This window comes from Kitasatospora sp. NBC_01287, from assembly GCF_026340565.1.
In the GTDB taxonomy this organism is placed as follows: domain Bacteria; phylum Actinomycetota; class Actinomycetes; order Streptomycetales; family Streptomycetaceae; genus Kitasatospora.
On record NZ_JAPEPB010000001.1, the window covers coordinates 3384654 to 3398786 of the forward strand.

The 14133-nt window shown below is 72.9% G+C and carries 11 protein-coding genes; 3 read left to right on the forward strand and 8 right to left on the reverse strand.

Going from position 1 to position 14133, the window contains the following annotated elements; genetic code table 11:
• Window positions 1–77: 77 nt before the first annotated feature.
• From OG455_RS14105 to OG455_RS14130, 6 genes are all read right to left on the reverse strand, one after another.
• Window positions 78–317 (reverse strand): hypothetical protein, encoded by a 240-nt coding sequence (locus OG455_RS14105; protein ID WP_266293604.1) that lies wholly within the window; start codon window positions 315–317, stop codon window positions 78–80.
• The gene (gatA, locus tag OG455_RS14110; RefSeq protein ID WP_266300773.1) at window positions 314–1816 is read right to left on the reverse strand and encodes an Asp-tRNA(Asn)/Glu-tRNA(Gln) amidotransferase subunit GatA; all 1503 of its coding nucleotides are present in this window, start codon (window positions 1814–1816) and stop codon (window positions 314–316) included. The genes OG455_RS14105 and gatA overlap by 4 nt, the downstream gene beginning before the upstream one ends.
• Window positions 1813–2109 (reverse strand): Asp-tRNA(Asn)/Glu-tRNA(Gln) amidotransferase subunit GatC, encoded by a 297-nt coding sequence (gene gatC, locus OG455_RS14115; RefSeq protein WP_184935436.1) that lies wholly within the window; start codon window positions 2107–2109, stop codon window positions 1813–1815. The genes gatA and gatC overlap by 4 nt, the downstream gene beginning before the upstream one ends.
• 143 nt (window positions 2110–2252) lie before the next feature.
• The gene (locus OG455_RS14120) at window positions 2253–4163 is read right to left on the reverse strand and encodes an EAL domain-containing protein (protein WP_323185505.1); all 1911 of its coding nucleotides are present in this window, start codon (window positions 4161–4163) and stop codon (window positions 2253–2255) included.
• A gap of 343 nt (window positions 4164–4506) precedes the next feature.
• Window positions 4507–6822 carry an NAD-dependent DNA ligase LigA gene (gene ligA / locus OG455_RS14125; protein ID WP_266293608.1) on the reverse strand — a complete coding sequence of 772 codons (2316 nt, stop codon included), beginning with the start codon at window positions 6820–6822 and terminating at the stop codon, window positions 4507–4509.
• Window positions 6823–6843: 21 nt separating this feature from the next.
• Window positions 6844–7872, reverse strand: a complete 1029-nt coding sequence (locus OG455_RS14130; RefSeq protein WP_266293610.1) for a methionine synthase — start codon at window positions 7870–7872, stop codon at window positions 6844–6846.
• Window positions 7873–7993: 121 nt separating this feature from the next.
• On the opposite strand from OG455_RS14130, the gene OG455_RS14135 reads away from it, so the two are divergent.
• Window positions 7994–8701, forward strand: a complete 708-nt coding sequence (locus OG455_RS14135; RefSeq protein ID WP_266293612.1) for an ABC transporter ATP-binding protein — start codon at window positions 7994–7996, stop codon at window positions 8699–8701.
• Window positions 8702–8774: 73 nt separating this feature from the next.
• Window positions 8775–11126, forward strand: coding sequence for an ABC transporter permease (locus tag OG455_RS14140; RefSeq protein ID WP_266293614.1), 2352 nt, complete (start codon window positions 8775–8777; stop codon window positions 11124–11126).
• A 61-nt stretch (window positions 11127–11187) separates the two neighbouring features.
• Here the strand turns inward: OG455_RS14140 and OG455_RS14145 are convergent, their stop codons facing one another.
• Window positions 11188–11730 (reverse strand): transcriptional regulator, encoded by a 543-nt coding sequence (locus OG455_RS14145; protein ID WP_266293616.1) that lies wholly within the window; start codon window positions 11728–11730, stop codon window positions 11188–11190.
• A 117-nt stretch (window positions 11731–11847) separates the two neighbouring features.
• Here OG455_RS14145 and OG455_RS14155 point away from each other — a divergent pair, with 117 nt between their 5' ends.
• Window positions 11848–12795, forward strand: coding sequence for a DUF2218 domain-containing protein (locus tag OG455_RS14155; RefSeq protein ID WP_323185507.1), 948 nt, complete (start codon window positions 11848–11850; stop codon window positions 12793–12795).
• A 28-nt stretch (window positions 12796–12823) separates the two neighbouring features.
• Here the strand turns inward: OG455_RS14155 and OG455_RS14160 are convergent, their stop codons facing one another.
• Window positions 12824–14041, reverse strand: coding sequence for a helix-turn-helix domain-containing protein (locus tag OG455_RS14160; protein ID WP_266293618.1), 1218 nt, complete (start codon window positions 14039–14041; stop codon window positions 12824–12826).
• Window positions 14042–14133 lie beyond the last annotated feature (92 nt).

The following is a 14133-nucleotide window of genomic DNA, read 5'->3' on the forward strand; positions in this document are numbered from 1 at the left end:
GCTTCGGGTCCGCTACCGCGCGAGTCGGCCCGTACGCCAGGTACAGGCCGACTCGTTCGTCCGTTCTCGGCCCGTCCTCAGTCGGCCAGGACGTCGTCGCTGCCGAGCCGGCGCAGCTCGCGGACCAGCAGCAGGGTGCCGGTGGCCAGGGCCGCGGCGCCGACCACGGCGTTGGCGAGCAGCAGGTTGTCGCTCTCGCTGCGGGCCTTCCTGACGTCCTTGACGATGCTCAGCACGCCGAAGGCGCTGGTGCCGATGGACAGCCACAGGCCGGGCTTGCTGTGCTTCCAGCCCTTGGCCTTCTCGATCTTGCTCACAGTGCCGGTGCCTCCTCCAGCAGGGGGTGCCCCCACTTGTCGTTGAGTGCGGCCTCGACGGCGCCGCCCACGCGGTACAGGCGGTCGTCCGCCATCGCGGGTGCGATGATCTGCAGGCCGACCGGGAGATTGTCCTCCGGAGCCAGGCCGCAGGGCAGCGACATGGCCGCGTTGCCCGCGAGGTTCGACGGAATCGTGCACAGGTCGGCCAGGTACATCGCCATCGGGTCGTCGGCGCGCTCGCCGATCGGGAAGGCGGTGGTGGGGGTGGTCGGCGAGATCAGGACATCCACAGCCGCGAAAGCCTCGTCGAAGGAGCGCGAGATCAGGGTGCGGACCTTCTGGGCCGAGCCGTAGTAGGCGTCGTAGTAGCCCGAGGAGAGGGCGTAGGTGCCCAGGATGATCCGGCGCTTGACCTCGGGGCCGAAGCCGGCCTCCCGGGTGAGCGCGGTGACCTGCTCGGCCGAGGCCGTGCCGTCGTCGCCGACCCGCAGGCCGTAGCGCATCGCGTCGAAGCGGGCCAGGTTGGAGGAGGCCTCGCTCGGGGCGATCAGGTAGTAGGCGGGCAGCGCCAGGGTGAAGGACGGGCAGGACACCTCGACGACCTCGGCGCCCAGCTCGCGCAGCAGCTCCACCGACTCGTTGAAGCGCTGCATCACACCGGCCTGGTAGCCCTCGCCGGCGAACTCCTTGACCACGCCGATCCGCATGCCGCGCACGTCGCGCAGCTTGGCGGCCGCGACCACGGCCGGGACCGGCGCGTCGATGGAGGTCGAGTCCAGCGGGTCGTGGCCGGCGATCGCCTCGTGCAGCAGCGCCGCGTCCAGCACGGTGCGGGCGCAGGGCCCGCCCTGGTCGAGCGAGGAGGAGAAGGCGACCAGGCCGTAGCGGGAGACCGAGCCGTAGGTGGGCTTGACGCCGACCGTGCCGGTGACGGCGCCGGGCTGGCGGATCGAGCCGCCGGTGTCGGTGCCGATGGCGAGCGGGGCCTCGTAGGCGGCCAGCGCGGCCGCCGAGCCGCCGCCGGAGCCACCGGGGATCCGCGAGAGGTCCCAGGGGTTGCCGGTGGGGCCGTAGGCGGAGTTCTCGGTGGAGGAGCCCATCGCGAACTCGTCCATGTTGGTCTTGCCCAGGATGACCACGCCCGCGTCCTTCAGACGCGCCGTCAGGGTGGCGTCGTAGGGCGGGATCCAGCCTTCGAGGATCTTGGAGCCGCAGGTGGTGGGGACGCCCTTGGTGGTGAAGACGTCCTTCAGCGCGAGCGGGACGCCGGCCAGCGGGCCGAGCTCCTCGCCCGCGGCGCGCTTGCGGTCCACCGCCTCGGCGGCCGCCAGGGCCCCCTCGGTGTCCACGTGCAGGAAGGCGTTGACCTTCTTGTCGACGGCCTCGATCCGGTCCAGGTGGGCCTGTGCCACCTCGACGGCGCTGACCTGGCCGGCCTTGATCGCCTCGGCCGTGCGGGCGGCCGTGTACGTGATGAGCTCGGACATGCCGGTCAGTCCTCCCCGAGGATCTGCGGAACCCGGAAACGCTGCTCCTCGGCGGCCGGGGCCCCCGAGAGCGCCTGCTCGGGCGTGAGCGAGGGGCGGACCTCGTCCGCGCGCATGACGTTGGTCAGCGGCAGCGGGTGCGAGGTGGGCGGGACGTCCGCTCCGGCGACCTCGGAGACGCGGGCGACCGCGCCGATGATCACGTCCAGCTGCTCGGCGAAGTGGTCCAGCTCCTCCGCCTGCAGCTCCAGACGCGACAGCCGGGCGAGGTGGGCGACCTCCTCGCGCGTGATGCCAGGCATGCAGCGATCCTCAAAGTGAGTTCTGAGTGAGACCGGGCGCGCACGGCGCCCAGCCCGGGCGGCGACCGGCGGCGCGGGGCGCGCAGGTCGTCCGTCCTCTTGTCTTTACCGCCCATCCTAGGGGTCACCAGGCGTCCGGAGCGTTACTGCGGGGTCGTGGGGGCCTCGGTGGGCGGCGCGAGCGGCTGCCGGGGCAGGCCGGGGTACTGCAGTTCGGCCTGCCCGGTCCAGCGCTCCAGCGGGGTCAACCGCTCGGCGGAGGGCGGTCCGGTGCGGTGCACCCGCAGCCAGGCGGTGGCCTGGTCGGCGGGCAGCGCGGCGGAGACCAGCCAGCCCTGGACGGCGTCCACGCCCAGGCCGTGCAGGCGCTCCCAGGTCTCGTCGTCCTCCACGCCTTCGGCGACCACGGTCAGGCCCAGCGAGTGGGCGAGCTCGACCGAGCAGCGGACCACCGCCGCGTCGTGGTCGTCGGCGACCATCCGGGAGACGAAGGAGCGGTCGATCTTCAACTCGCCGACCGGCAGGCTGCGCAGCCGCACCAGCGAGGAGTGCCCGGTGCCGAAGTCGTCCAGCGACATTCCCACGCCGTGCCGGCGCAGCTCGGCCAGGGTGTCGGCGGCCCGGCGCGAGTCGTCGAGCAGCAGCCGTTCGGTGATCTCCAGCTGCAGCGCCTGCGCCGGGACCTGATGGCGGCTCAGGTGGCCGGCCACCCGCTGGGCGAAGCCGGGGTTGAGCACGTCGCGCGGCGAGACGTTGACCGCGACCTGCACCTGCAGGCCCTGCGCCCGCCAGCTGGCGAGCTGGCCGATGGCGGCCTCCAGCACGTAGTCGGTGAGCCGGGGCATCAGGCCGCTGGACTCGGCCAGGCCCACGAACTCGTCCGGCGAGACCTTGCCGCGGCCGGGCCGCTCCCAGCGCAGCAGCGCCTCCAGGCCCACCACCCGGCCGTCGAAGGCCACCTTGGGCTGGTAGTGCAGCTGCACCTCGCCGGTCTCCAGCGCCCGGCGCAGGTCACCGAGCAGGCCGATCCGGTAGGGGGTGTCGGCGTCCTGCGAGTGGTCGTACTGCTCGACGCCGGTGCGCCCGCGCTGCGCGTGGCCCATCGCGACGTCCGCGCGCCGCAGCAACGATTCTGCGTCCCCGGCGTGCTGGGGGTAGACGCAGACCCCGGCGGTCGCCTCCAGCACCAGCAGCAGCCCGTCCAGCCGGATCGGCGCGGCGAGTTCCGCGATCAGCGCCTTGGCGAGGCGCTCCAGGGTGTCGGCGTGCCCGACGCCGGGGAGCAGCACGGCGAACTCGTCGCCGCCCATCCGGGCCACCACCGCGCGGCGGCCGTGCTCGGCGGCGGGCGGCAGGCAGGCCAGCAGCTCCTCGGTCTCCCGACGCCGGTCGGCGACGCCCGGCGGGCCGGACAGGGCGGCGCGGCCCTGGGCGCCGCCCTGGCAGCGTCCGGCGGTGTGCGGCGGCCCGACGGCACGCAGCGACTCGGCCGGCAGGGGCTCGGCCAGCAACGACTCGGCCAGCAGCGGCTCGACGGCCGGCGACCCGGTGGCGGGCGGCTCGGCGCACGGCGTCGGCGAGCCCTGGTCGGCCGCGCGCCCCGTCCCCCCCGAGCCGGTCGCGCCGCGCAGCACGCGGTGCAGCCGGCGGCCGATGTGCACGAGTAAGCGGTCACCGGCCGCATGTCCGAGCGTGTCGTTCAGCGACCGGAACCGATCGAGGTCGAGCAGGATCAACCCGACGCTGTACTCCTCCTCGGCCTCGTGCTCGGCGATCGCCTCCTGGGCCGCCAGCAGCAGGGCATGACGGTTCGGCAGACCGGTCAGCGGGTCGGTGAGCTGGTCCCTGGCCCGGTCCCGGGCGATCCGCCAGGCCGCGACCAGCACGGCCAGCGGGACCGCGAAGAGCGGCAGCAGCTCGGGTTCGTGCCGGCTGACCAGGACGGCCAGAGGGATGAGCGGTGCGGCTCCGGCCAGCAGCACACCGAGCAGCAGGACCGCACCCGCCACCCCCTGCGGCGGACGCGTCAGCGCACCGCCGGTCGTACGATCCATACGCCCTGTCCTCCGTCAGGCCCGCCCCCGCCAGGCCGCATCGCGGCTGGAACCGACCCGAAGAACGGTCGGCCCTGGCACGACGTGATCACGTGCCAGTCGGTCTCAGCCCGGAAGCGCCCCTGTCGGCGCCGGCCACCCGTCGATCCCGTTGGCCGGTGCCCCCCACTCCTGCTGACACACTGTTGCGCTCCAGAGTAAGTCCGCCCTCACAGTGAGGGCGGACTTTCGGTCATCCGGGAGCACGCCAGCACGGATCCGGCGCCGCACAGTGACACGATGCCCCCTTTACACGCCCACCATCCAGGTGACGGGGCATCAGCACGATAACAAGAGGGACACGTCAGGCCTGGTCAGCCCCCTCGGGGATTACCCCCGGGGCCTCCTCGGCCGGTGCGTCGACGGGCGCATCCGGCAGCGGCGGGAGCCCCAGGTGCGCGCGGGCCGCGGCCGGGCCGGCCGAGAGCAGCACGGCGAAGCCCGCGTCGTCGAGCACGGCGAGGCCGAGTTGGACCGCCTTGTCATACTTCGATCCCGGATTGTCGCCGACCACAACGAAGTGGGTCTTCTTCGAAACCGAACCGGTCACTTTCGCACCACGCGAGACCAGCGCCTCTTTGGCACCGTCCCGGGTGTGCTCCGCCAGCGTGCCGGTGACCACCACGGTGAGCCCCTCCAGCGGGCGCTCGGCCTCCTCCTCGGCCGGCTCCTCGACGAAGCGCACCCCGGCCTCGCGCCACTTGCGCAGGATCTCGCGGTGCCACTCCTCCTCGTGCCACTCGATGATCGCCCGGGCGATCACCGGGCCGACCCCCTCGGTGGCGGCCAGCTGCTCCTCGCTCGCCGCGAAGATCGCGTCCAGGTCGCGGAACTCGCGGGCCAGCGCCTGGGCCGCCACCGGGCCGACGTGGCGGATCGACAGGCCGTTCAGGTAGCGCCACAGCGGGCGCTCCTTGGCGGCGGCCAGGTTGTCGAGCAGCAGGGTCGCCGTCTTCTTCGGCTCGCCCCTGAGGTTGGCGAAGAAGGTCGCCTTCTTCTCCTTGCCCGTCGCGTCGTCCAGCTTGGGCAGGCCGGTCTTCTGGTCGCGCACCAGCACCTTGATCGGCAGCAGCTGCTCGACGGTCAGGCCGAAGATGTCCCCCTCGTTCCTGACCGGCGGGTCGGCCGGCTCCAGCGGCTGGGTGAGCGCGGTGGCCGCCACGTAGCCGAGGCCCTCGATGTCCAGCGACTCGCGCCCGCCCAGGTAGGCGATCCGCTCGCGGACCTGGGCCGGGCAGAAGCGCGCGTTGGGGCAGCGCAGGTCGATGTCGCCCTCGGCCATCGGGCGCAGCTCGGTGCCGCACTCGTGGCAGGTGCTCGGCATCACGAACTCGCGCTCGGTGCCGTCCCGCAGGTCCTCCACCGGACCGAGGATCTCCGGGATCACGTCGCCGGCCTTGCGCAGCACCACGGTGTCGCCGAGCAGCACGCCCTTGGCCTTGACCACGTCCTGGTTGTGCAGCGTCGCGTACTGCACCATCGAGCCGGCCACCTTGACCGGCTCGGCCAGCACCGCGAACGGCGTGGCCCGGCCGGTGCGCCCGATGCCCACCTGGATCCGGTCCAGCTTGGCGGTGACCTCCTCCGGCGGGTACTTCCAGGCGATCGCCCAGCGCGGCGACTTGGAGGTCGAGCCGAGCCGGCCCTGCAAGGGGATCTCGTCCACCTTGACCACCACGCCGTCGATCTCGTGCTCGACCGAGTGGCGCTGCTCGCCGTACTGCTCGATGAAGGCGCGCACCTCGTCCAGCGTCGAGACCACCCGGTTGTGGCGGGCGGTGGGCAGGCCCCAGTCGCGCAGCAGCTGGTAGGCGTGCGACTGGCAGTCGATCTCGAAGCCCTCGCGGGCGCCGATGCCGTGCACCACCATGTGCAGCGGGCGGGAGGCGGTGACCAGCGGGTCCTTCTGGCGCAGCGAGCCGGCGGCGGCGTTGCGCGGGTTGGCGAAGAGCTTGACCAGCGCCTGCGGGCGCTTGCCCGCCTTGACGCGCTCCTCGTTCTCCTGGCGGCGGCGCTCGTTCTCGGCCGCCAGCGAGGCGTTCAGCTCCTCGAAGGCCTCGGTGGGGAGGTAGACCTCGCCGCGGATCTCGACCAGGGCCGGCAGGCCGTCGCCGTGCAGCTGGTGCGGGATCTCCTTGATGGTGCGGACGTTGGCGGTGATGTCCTCGCCGACCCGCCCCGTACCGCGGGTGGCGGCGAGCACCAGGCGGCCGTGCTGGTAGGTGAGGTTGACGGCCAGGCCGTCAACCTTCAGCTCGCAGAGGTAGTGGTAGGACGAGCCGTCCAGCTCGCGGGCGACCCGCTCGGCCCAGGCGGCCAGCTCCTCGTCGTCCATCGCGTTGTCCAGGCTGAGCAGCCGCTCGCGGTGCTCGACCTTGGTGAAGCCCTCGGCCGCGCCGCCGCCCACCTTCTGGGTCGGCGAGTCCGGGGTGATCAGCACCGGGTGCGCGGCCTCGATCGCCTCCAGCTCGCGCATCAGCGCGTCGAACTCGGCGTCGCTGACGACCGGCGCGTCCTGCTCGTAGTAGCGGACGCGGTGCTCCTCGAGCTCCGCGGCCAGCTCGGCATGGCGCCGGCGCACCTCCGCCGGGACTTCCTCCCAGCCCTCGACAGCCGCCACCGCACGCCTCCTGTTGCACCGTTACTCCGGGTTGTCCACCAGGCTCTGAGCCCCCCTCACGCTGAGTGACAGCGCGGTGCGCGCATAGGCCGGGCTCGCGCCCGCCAGCCCGCAGGTCGGCGTCACCAGCACGCGGCGGCCCAGCAGTTCCGGATCGAGTCCGAGCCTGCGCCACAACGTCCTGACACCGGTGACATTACCGGCCGGGTCCGACACCGCGGCCACTTCGCCACGGGCCGGCTCGGTGGCGGGCACCACGCCGGCGAGGAACACCGTCCCCGCCTCGACCGCCTCACCGATCTCCTCATCATCACGCTCCGTCAGCAGAGCGAAGTCGAGCGAGATGCCCGCCACACCGGCCCGGCGCAGCAAGGGGATTGGCACCTCGGGCGCGCAGCTGTGCACGACCACCGGCACGTCCAGCGCCCCGATCAGCTCGCGCAGCGCCTCCTCGGCCCGCTGCCGGTCCACCACGCGCAGCCGCTGGAAACCGCTGGCCGTCTTCACCGCGCCCGCCAGCACGGCGGGCAGCGAGGGCTCGTCCAACTGGAGGACCAGCCGCGCCCCGGGGATCCGCCGGCGCAGCTCGGCCAGGTGGCGGCGCAGCCCCTCGGTGAGCGAGCCGGCGATGTCGCGGCAGGCGCCGGGGTCGGCCAGCGCCTTCTCCCCGTGCCGCAGTTCGACGGCGGCGGCCAGCGTCCACGGGCCGACCGCCGAAACCTTGAGCGCGCCGGTGTGGCCCTGGGTGAACTCCTCCAGCGCGTCCAGGTCCTCGCCCAGCCAGGAGCGCGCGCGCCGGGTGTCGCGGCCCGGGCGGTCGGCGAACCGCCAACCGCTCGGCTCCACCTGGGCGAACAGCTCGACCAGCAGGCCGGCGGTGCGCCCGATCATGTCGGCACCCGGGCCGCGGGCGGGCAGCTCGGGCAGGAACGGCAGCTGCTCCAGGGCCCCGACCGCGGTCCGCGCGGCCTCCCGGGCGTCGGTGCCGGGCATCGAGCCGACGCCGGTGGCGGCGCCGAGCAGGGCGGGGAAGGTCTCTTCGCTGGTCACGGTCTGCAGACTACGCGCCGGCCGGCGGCGGCCGTGCCGTACATCCCAGGGATGACCCGGCCCTGGGGCTACCACGCGGGAGGGATTCGCCGACCCCGTCCCGGCCCCTAGCTTTACCGCCATGACCAGTGCGGAGAACACGGAACAGGTGGTCGTGCGCCTCGACGGCGTACGCAAGGAGTACGGCGAGGCGGTCGCGCTCGACGGGGTGTCGCTGGAGATCCGCGCCGGGGAGGCGGTCGCGGTGATGGGGCCCTCGGGGTGCGGCAAGTCCACCCTGCTCAACATGGTCGCCGGGCTGGACCGGCCGACCGCCGGCTCGATCGCGGTGCACGGCGAGGAGCTGGGCGCGCTGAGCGAGACCGGCCTCGCGCTCTTCCGCCGGCACCGGATCGGCATGATCTTCCAGTTCTTCAACCTGATCGACGACCTGCCGGCGCTGGACAACGTCGCGCTGGCCGCCCAGTTGACCGGCACCCCGGCCGGGCAGGCCCGCCGCCGCGCCCTGGAGCTGCTGGACGAGCTCGGCATCGCCGACCGCCGCAACGCCTACCCGGCGGTGCTGAGCGGCGGCGAGCGGCAGCGGGTCGCCGTGGCGCGGGCGCTGATGAACCGTCCGGCGCTGCTGCTGGCCGACGAGCCGACCGGCGCGCTGGACAGCCACGCCGGGGAGCAGGTGATGGACCTGCTGATCGACCTCAACCAGATGGGCCAGACGCTGCTGATGGTGACCCACGACAAGCGGCTCGCCACCCGGTGCGCGAGCCGACTGATCGAGTTCTCCGACGGCCGGGTGGCCCGGGAGACGGCGCTGGAGCGGACCGCGTGAACGAGCGGAGCGAGAGAACCGATCATGAGGTGCGCGTGCGCGAAGCGCTCGCCGAGCTCTGCGAGGTGGGCGCATGAGCGCTGTCTGGCGGGCTTCTCGTGCCGCGGTGCGCAGGCGGCGGCTGCAGACCTTCGTGATCGGCCTGGTCGTCCTCACCTCCACCATCACCCTGGTGGTCGCGCTGGGCCTGCTGGAGGCCGCCTCGGCGCCCTTCGACGACACCTTCGCCCAGCAGCGCGGCGCGCAGCTGACCGTCACCTACGACCCGGCCAAGGCCACCGACGCGCAGCTCACCGCGGCCGCCCACCGGCCCGGTGTCACCGCCGTCGCCGGACCGTTCGCGCAGGTCGTGCTGACCGCCCCGCCCAACGACAAGCAGGCCCCCGCCCCCGGCGTGGACGACCCCGACCCCGGGCCGATCACCTTCACCGGCCGTGCCGACCCGGGCGGGCCGGTGGACCGGGTGGACCTCTGGGCCGGCCGCTGGGTCAGGGGGCCGGGCGAGGTCGTCCTGATGCGACCGCCGAACCAGACCTGGGCCGAGTACGAGCGGGTCGGCAGCCGGCTGGAGCTGCCCGGTGCCCCACCGCTGACCATCGTCGGCTTCGCCTCCAGCCTGAGCCAGAGCGCCGGCGCCTGGGTCACGCCCGACCAGTTGGCCGCACTGCACCCGACGAGCACGCAGGTGCTCTACCGCTTCGCGCACGCCGGCTCGCAGAGCCAGGTCGAGGCCGACCAGGCCGCCGTGACGGCCGGGCTGCCGCAGGGCTCGGTGCTCGGCTCGCTCTCCTACCTGACCGTCAAGCAGGACCTGACCAGCGTCGCCAACGCCTACATCCCGTTCCTGATGGCCTTCGGGGTGCTCGGCCTGCTGGTGGCGGTGCTGATCACCGCCAACGTGGTCAGCGGCGCCGTCGTCTCGGGCTTCCGGCACATCGGGGTGCTCAAGGCGCTGGGGTTCACCCCGAACCAGGTGGTGGCGGTGTACCTGGTGATGGTGCTGGTCCCGGGGGTCGTGGGTGGCGTGATCGGCACCGCGCTCGGCTCGCTCGCGGCGAAGCCCCTGCTGCAGATGTCGTTCTCGGGGTTCGACTCCGGCTACTTCACCCCCACGCTCAGCCCCTGGGTCGAGGTGGTGACGCTGCTGGGCATGCCGGCCCTGGTGCTGCTCGCGGCACTCGTCCCCGCGCTGCGCGCGCACCGGCTCTCGGCGGCCCGGGCGATCAGCGCGGGCAGCGCGCCGCGGGCCGGGCGCGGCCTGCGGGTCCAACGCCGGCTCGGCGGCACCCGGCTGCCGCGCTCGGTCAGCCTGGGCCTGGGTCTGCCCTTCGCCCGGCCGGGGCGGACCGCGCTGACGATGATGTCCCTGGTGCTCGGCGTGCTCACGGTGACCTTCGCGACCGGAATGTCCAGCACGGTGAACGCCATGTTCTCCAGCCAGAGCGGCCATGTCTCCTCGACCTTCTACGTGGGCGACCCCAGCGTGCCCGGCCAGGTCGCGCCGAAGCTGACGGACCAGCAGATCGAGGCGGAGCTGCACTCACTGCCCGGCGCGGCGAAGGTGGCCGCCGTGGCGCCGCTGCGGCTCCACCTGGTGGGCGACAACCAGCAGGTCCGGGGCTGGTTCATGCGCGGCGACGGGGCGGCGAGCCACTCCCCGCTGCTGCGCGGCCGCTGGGCGGGCGCGGCGGACGAGGCGGTGGTGGGGACGGCCTTCCTGCGCAAGCACGACGTGCGGCTCGGCAGCCGCCTCACGCTGGAACTGGACGGCCACCAGCAGACCGTGACCCTGGTCGGCCAGACCTTCGGCGACAACGCCGACGAGGTGACCGCCGGCTGGGGCACCCTGACCGCGCTCGTCCCCGAGGCGACGGCCAGGAGCTACGTCAACCAGTACTGGGTCCAGGTCGCACCCGGCGCGGACGTCAACGCCCTGGACGACGCGGCCAAGGCGGCCGAGCCGGGACTCGAACCGTCGCCCTCCGGCGGCACGAACAGCATCACCGTCACCATCGTCGGCACCTCGACCGTCCTCAGCCTGCTGCTCGGCACGGTCGCCTCGCTCGGCGTCTTCAACACCGTGCTGCTGAACGCCCGTGAGCGCCGCCGCGACCTGGGCATGCTGAAGTCGATCGGCATGACGCCGCGGCAGGTGACGGTGATGATGGTGACCTCGATGGCGGCCCTCGGCGTGGTCGCCGGCCTGCTCGGCGTGCCGCTCGGGATGCTCGCGCACCGCACGATCGTCCCGGCGATGACCGACGCGGTGGGCCTCGAACTCCCGGCGAGCTACCTGGCGGTCTGGCACCCCCTGACACTCGCGGCGGTGACCCTGGCGGGCGTGGCCATCGCGGTCCTCGGGGCGCTGATCCCGGCCCGCTCGGCGGCCAGGCTGACGATCGCCGAGGTGCTGCGCAGCGAGTGAGCCCGGCGCCGGGGGCCCGGGGGCACGGACCGGGAGCCCGCGGGCGCGGACCGTACGGGGGTCAGTCCGCGTCCTCGGGCCCCAGCTTGGGGATGTCGGCCGGATAGAGGCAGACCAGCAGGCCGTAGGGGTCGCCACGGGAGTTGTCCGCCGTGTGCGGCTCCGCGGCCTGTTCGCGCAGCCGGGCGGCCAGCGCGTGCGCCTCCTGCGGATCGAGCCAGAGGTGGCGCAGCACCGTGTGCTCAGCCTGGCCGGGGCGGGCCGGCAGCATCTCGCCGAGCGCCGCGCTGATCAGGAACTCCGGTCCGCCCTGGACGTCCTCGTGGAAGGTGAACCCGTGGCTGACCAGCGCGAAGTACTGCTCGGTGCCGCCGCGCACCTGCCGGGTCTCCGCCAGCCGGACCAGGCCCGCCTCGCGCAACACCCGCACGTGGTAGCCGGCCGTGCCCTTCGCCATCCCCAGCGCGGCGGCCAACTGGCGCAGGGTGGCCGGCCGCTGGCGCAGCGCGTTGACCATCCGGTGGCGGATCGGGTGCCCGAGGGCCTTGAACTGCTCGGGTGAGCGGAGCACCAGGGGCTCGGCGTCGTCGTCTGCTGCTGCCATGCCGAAAGTGTCCATAAATCTCGACGCTTTGACAAGCGGCCCGGCGCTGCCACAGAATCGCCTCGAATCAAGCGGCGAGAATATTCAACGCTTAACTCCCGACCGGAAGGACCCCCCGTGCCCATCTCCACCGCCCTGGTCACCACCGACCGCCCCGCCCGCTACCTCAAGCAGCTCATCTCCCACCTGGGCCACAAGACCACCACCCGGCTCCTCGACGACACCCGGGGCACCGTCACCGTCACCGCCGGCACCTGCGCCCTCAGCGCCGGGCCGGACGGGCTGCGCCTGCTCGCCGACGCCGCCGACCTGGAGGGTCTGGCCCGGGTGCAGGACGTGGTCGCCCGGCACCTGGTGCGCTTCGCCACCCAGGAGGAGCTGAGCGTCGACTGGACCGAGCCGATGGCGGGCGGGGACCTCGATATCCTGGACCCGGTGGTCGACGACTACCTGCTGAGCCACTGCACCCCGGCCGACGAGGTGCTCCGCCAGCTGGCCGCCACCACCCGGGAGGCCACCGGCAGCGCCTCCGGGATGCAGGTCTCGCACGACGAGGGCGTGCTGCTGACCATGCTGACGCGGCTGGTCGGAGCCACGTTCGCCGTCGAGGTCGGCACCTTCACCGGGTACTCGTCCCTCTGCGTCGCCCGCGGCCTGGCCGAGGGCGGCCGGCTGCTCACCTGCGACGTGAGCGAGGAGTGGACCGCGATCGCGCGCACCGCCTGGGAGCAGGCCGGCGTGGCCGACCGGATCGACCTCAAGGTCGGCGCCGCCGTCGAGACCCTGCGCGCCCTCCCGGAGGAGCCCCTGATCGACATCGCCTTCATCGACGCCGACAAGGACAGCTACCCCGTCTACTACGAGGAGATCGTGCGGCGGCTGCGCCCCGGCGGCCTGGTGGTGCTGGACAACGTCTTCCTCGGCGGCCGGGTGTTCGACCCCGCGTACCAGGAGGCCCACCACCTGGCGATCCGCGAGCTGAACGACTTCATCGCGGGCGACGAGCGGGTGGAGTCGGTGATGCTCCCGGTGCGGGACGGGGTGACGCTGGCGCGGCGGCGGTGAGCGAGTCGGGCGGCTCCTGGCGGTGCACTCAGTCGAGCGCCGCCAGGGCCTCGACCAGCACGCGGCCCTGCGCCGCGCCGCTTCGCAGCAGCAGAGCAGCCACGGTGTGCAACTCGCCCCATGCGTGCGGACGGCCGACCTCGGAGGCATCGCCGACCACGTCCAGCGCGGCTTCCAACGCAGCCTCGACCTCGCCGCCGCCCGCGTAGGCATGCGCCAGGCATGCCCCGTACCAGGCACGGTCCCGCCGGTAGGTGGACGCGAAGCCGCCGAGCCCCGCCACCAAGTGCTCGGCCGCGATCCGCCAGTGCTTCAAGTGCAGCTCGGCCATCCCGCGCTGGGCAGCGAACCATGACTCGCCGTAGAAGTAGAGCCACGGCGGGGCGTCCGTGGCGTCAGTGATGATCTGCCGCGCCTCGTCGAGTCGGCGGTACGCGGCATCGGCCTCCCCGTTGAGGGCGTGCCCACGTCCGGCCATCTGCACCGCCATGGCCCTGGTCGCATCCGTCGCACCCACTGTCGCCGCGGCTGCCTCACCGAGGCGCACGCAGCGGCGGCCGTTGCCGTGCGACCACGCCAGGTGCGCCTTCATGCTCATCGTGGTGGCGGCCATGTCCCCGTACCCGGACTCCAGCGCCCAGTCGTACGACCGGTCGAACCAGCCGAGCGCTACCGGTGCGTTGTCCTGGTCCTGCGCCATCCAGGCCAGGAACTGCGCGTACTCGGCGAGCAGCTTCACCAAGCGGTCCGCGAGGGGACCGCGAGCCTGGCTGTAGAGACCGGCCACCGCCTCGAACTGTGCGGCTACCACGGTGTTCATGACCCGGGAGCCCAGGGTGTCCTCCGCACGGCGATGCTCGGCCAGCAACCGCTCCATCGCCTCGAGCGCCCCGGTGTCGAGCCGCATCCCGCTGCGCGCTTTCAGCAGACGGTCCGTCTCAGGCTCGGCGACGACGCCGGGCAGCACCAGTGAGGGAAGCGGAAGTTCGTCACGGCCGCCTCCCAGCAGCTCCGGTGGAATGCCCAAGCCGGTGACGATCCGCTGCCGGACCTCGATCGAGGTCACCTCGCGCCGCCGGTTCTCGATCGCCGAGACGTCAGGCTGGGCGAGGCCGATCAGCGCACCGAGCCTGCTCTGACTACTGCGGGTGATGGTGCGCCACTTCTTCAGCACGACAGGCCAGTTCCCCGCCACAACGGCGGCGCGCAACTCGGGATGCGTCCACACGTCCAAGTCCTGCTCCATGCCTGAAATATAGGACGGCCCTATAGGACGCTGCGGTGGATCGGCGGGTACACCACCCGGCAAGGTGATGACACGAAGTTGACGGACCATCA

Bases quoted from the DNA above. Each gene is read 5' to 3' on its own strand.
- gatC (WP_184935436.1), bottom strand. From the start codon at position 2,109: ATGCCTGGCATCACGCGCGAGGAGGTCGCCCACCTCGCCCGGCTGTCG.
- OG455_RS14120 (WP_323185505.1), bottom strand. From the start codon at position 4,163: ATGGATCGTACGACCGGCGGTGCGCTGACGCGTCCGCCGCAGGGGGTG.
- OG455_RS14135 (WP_266293612.1), top strand. From the start codon at position 7,994: ATGACCAGTGCGGAGAACACGGAACAGGTGGTCGTGCGCCTCGACGGC.
- OG455_RS14140 (WP_266293614.1), top strand. From the start codon at position 8,775: ATGAGCGCTGTCTGGCGGGCTTCTCGTGCCGCGGTGCGCAGGCGGCGG.
- OG455_RS14145 (WP_266293616.1), bottom strand. From the start codon at position 11,730: ATGGCAGCAGCAGACGACGACGCCGAGCCCCTGGTGCTCCGCTCACCC.
- OG455_RS14160 (WP_266293618.1), bottom strand. From the start codon at position 14,041: ATGGAGCAGGACTTGGACGTGTGGACGCATCCCGAGTTGCGCGCCGCC.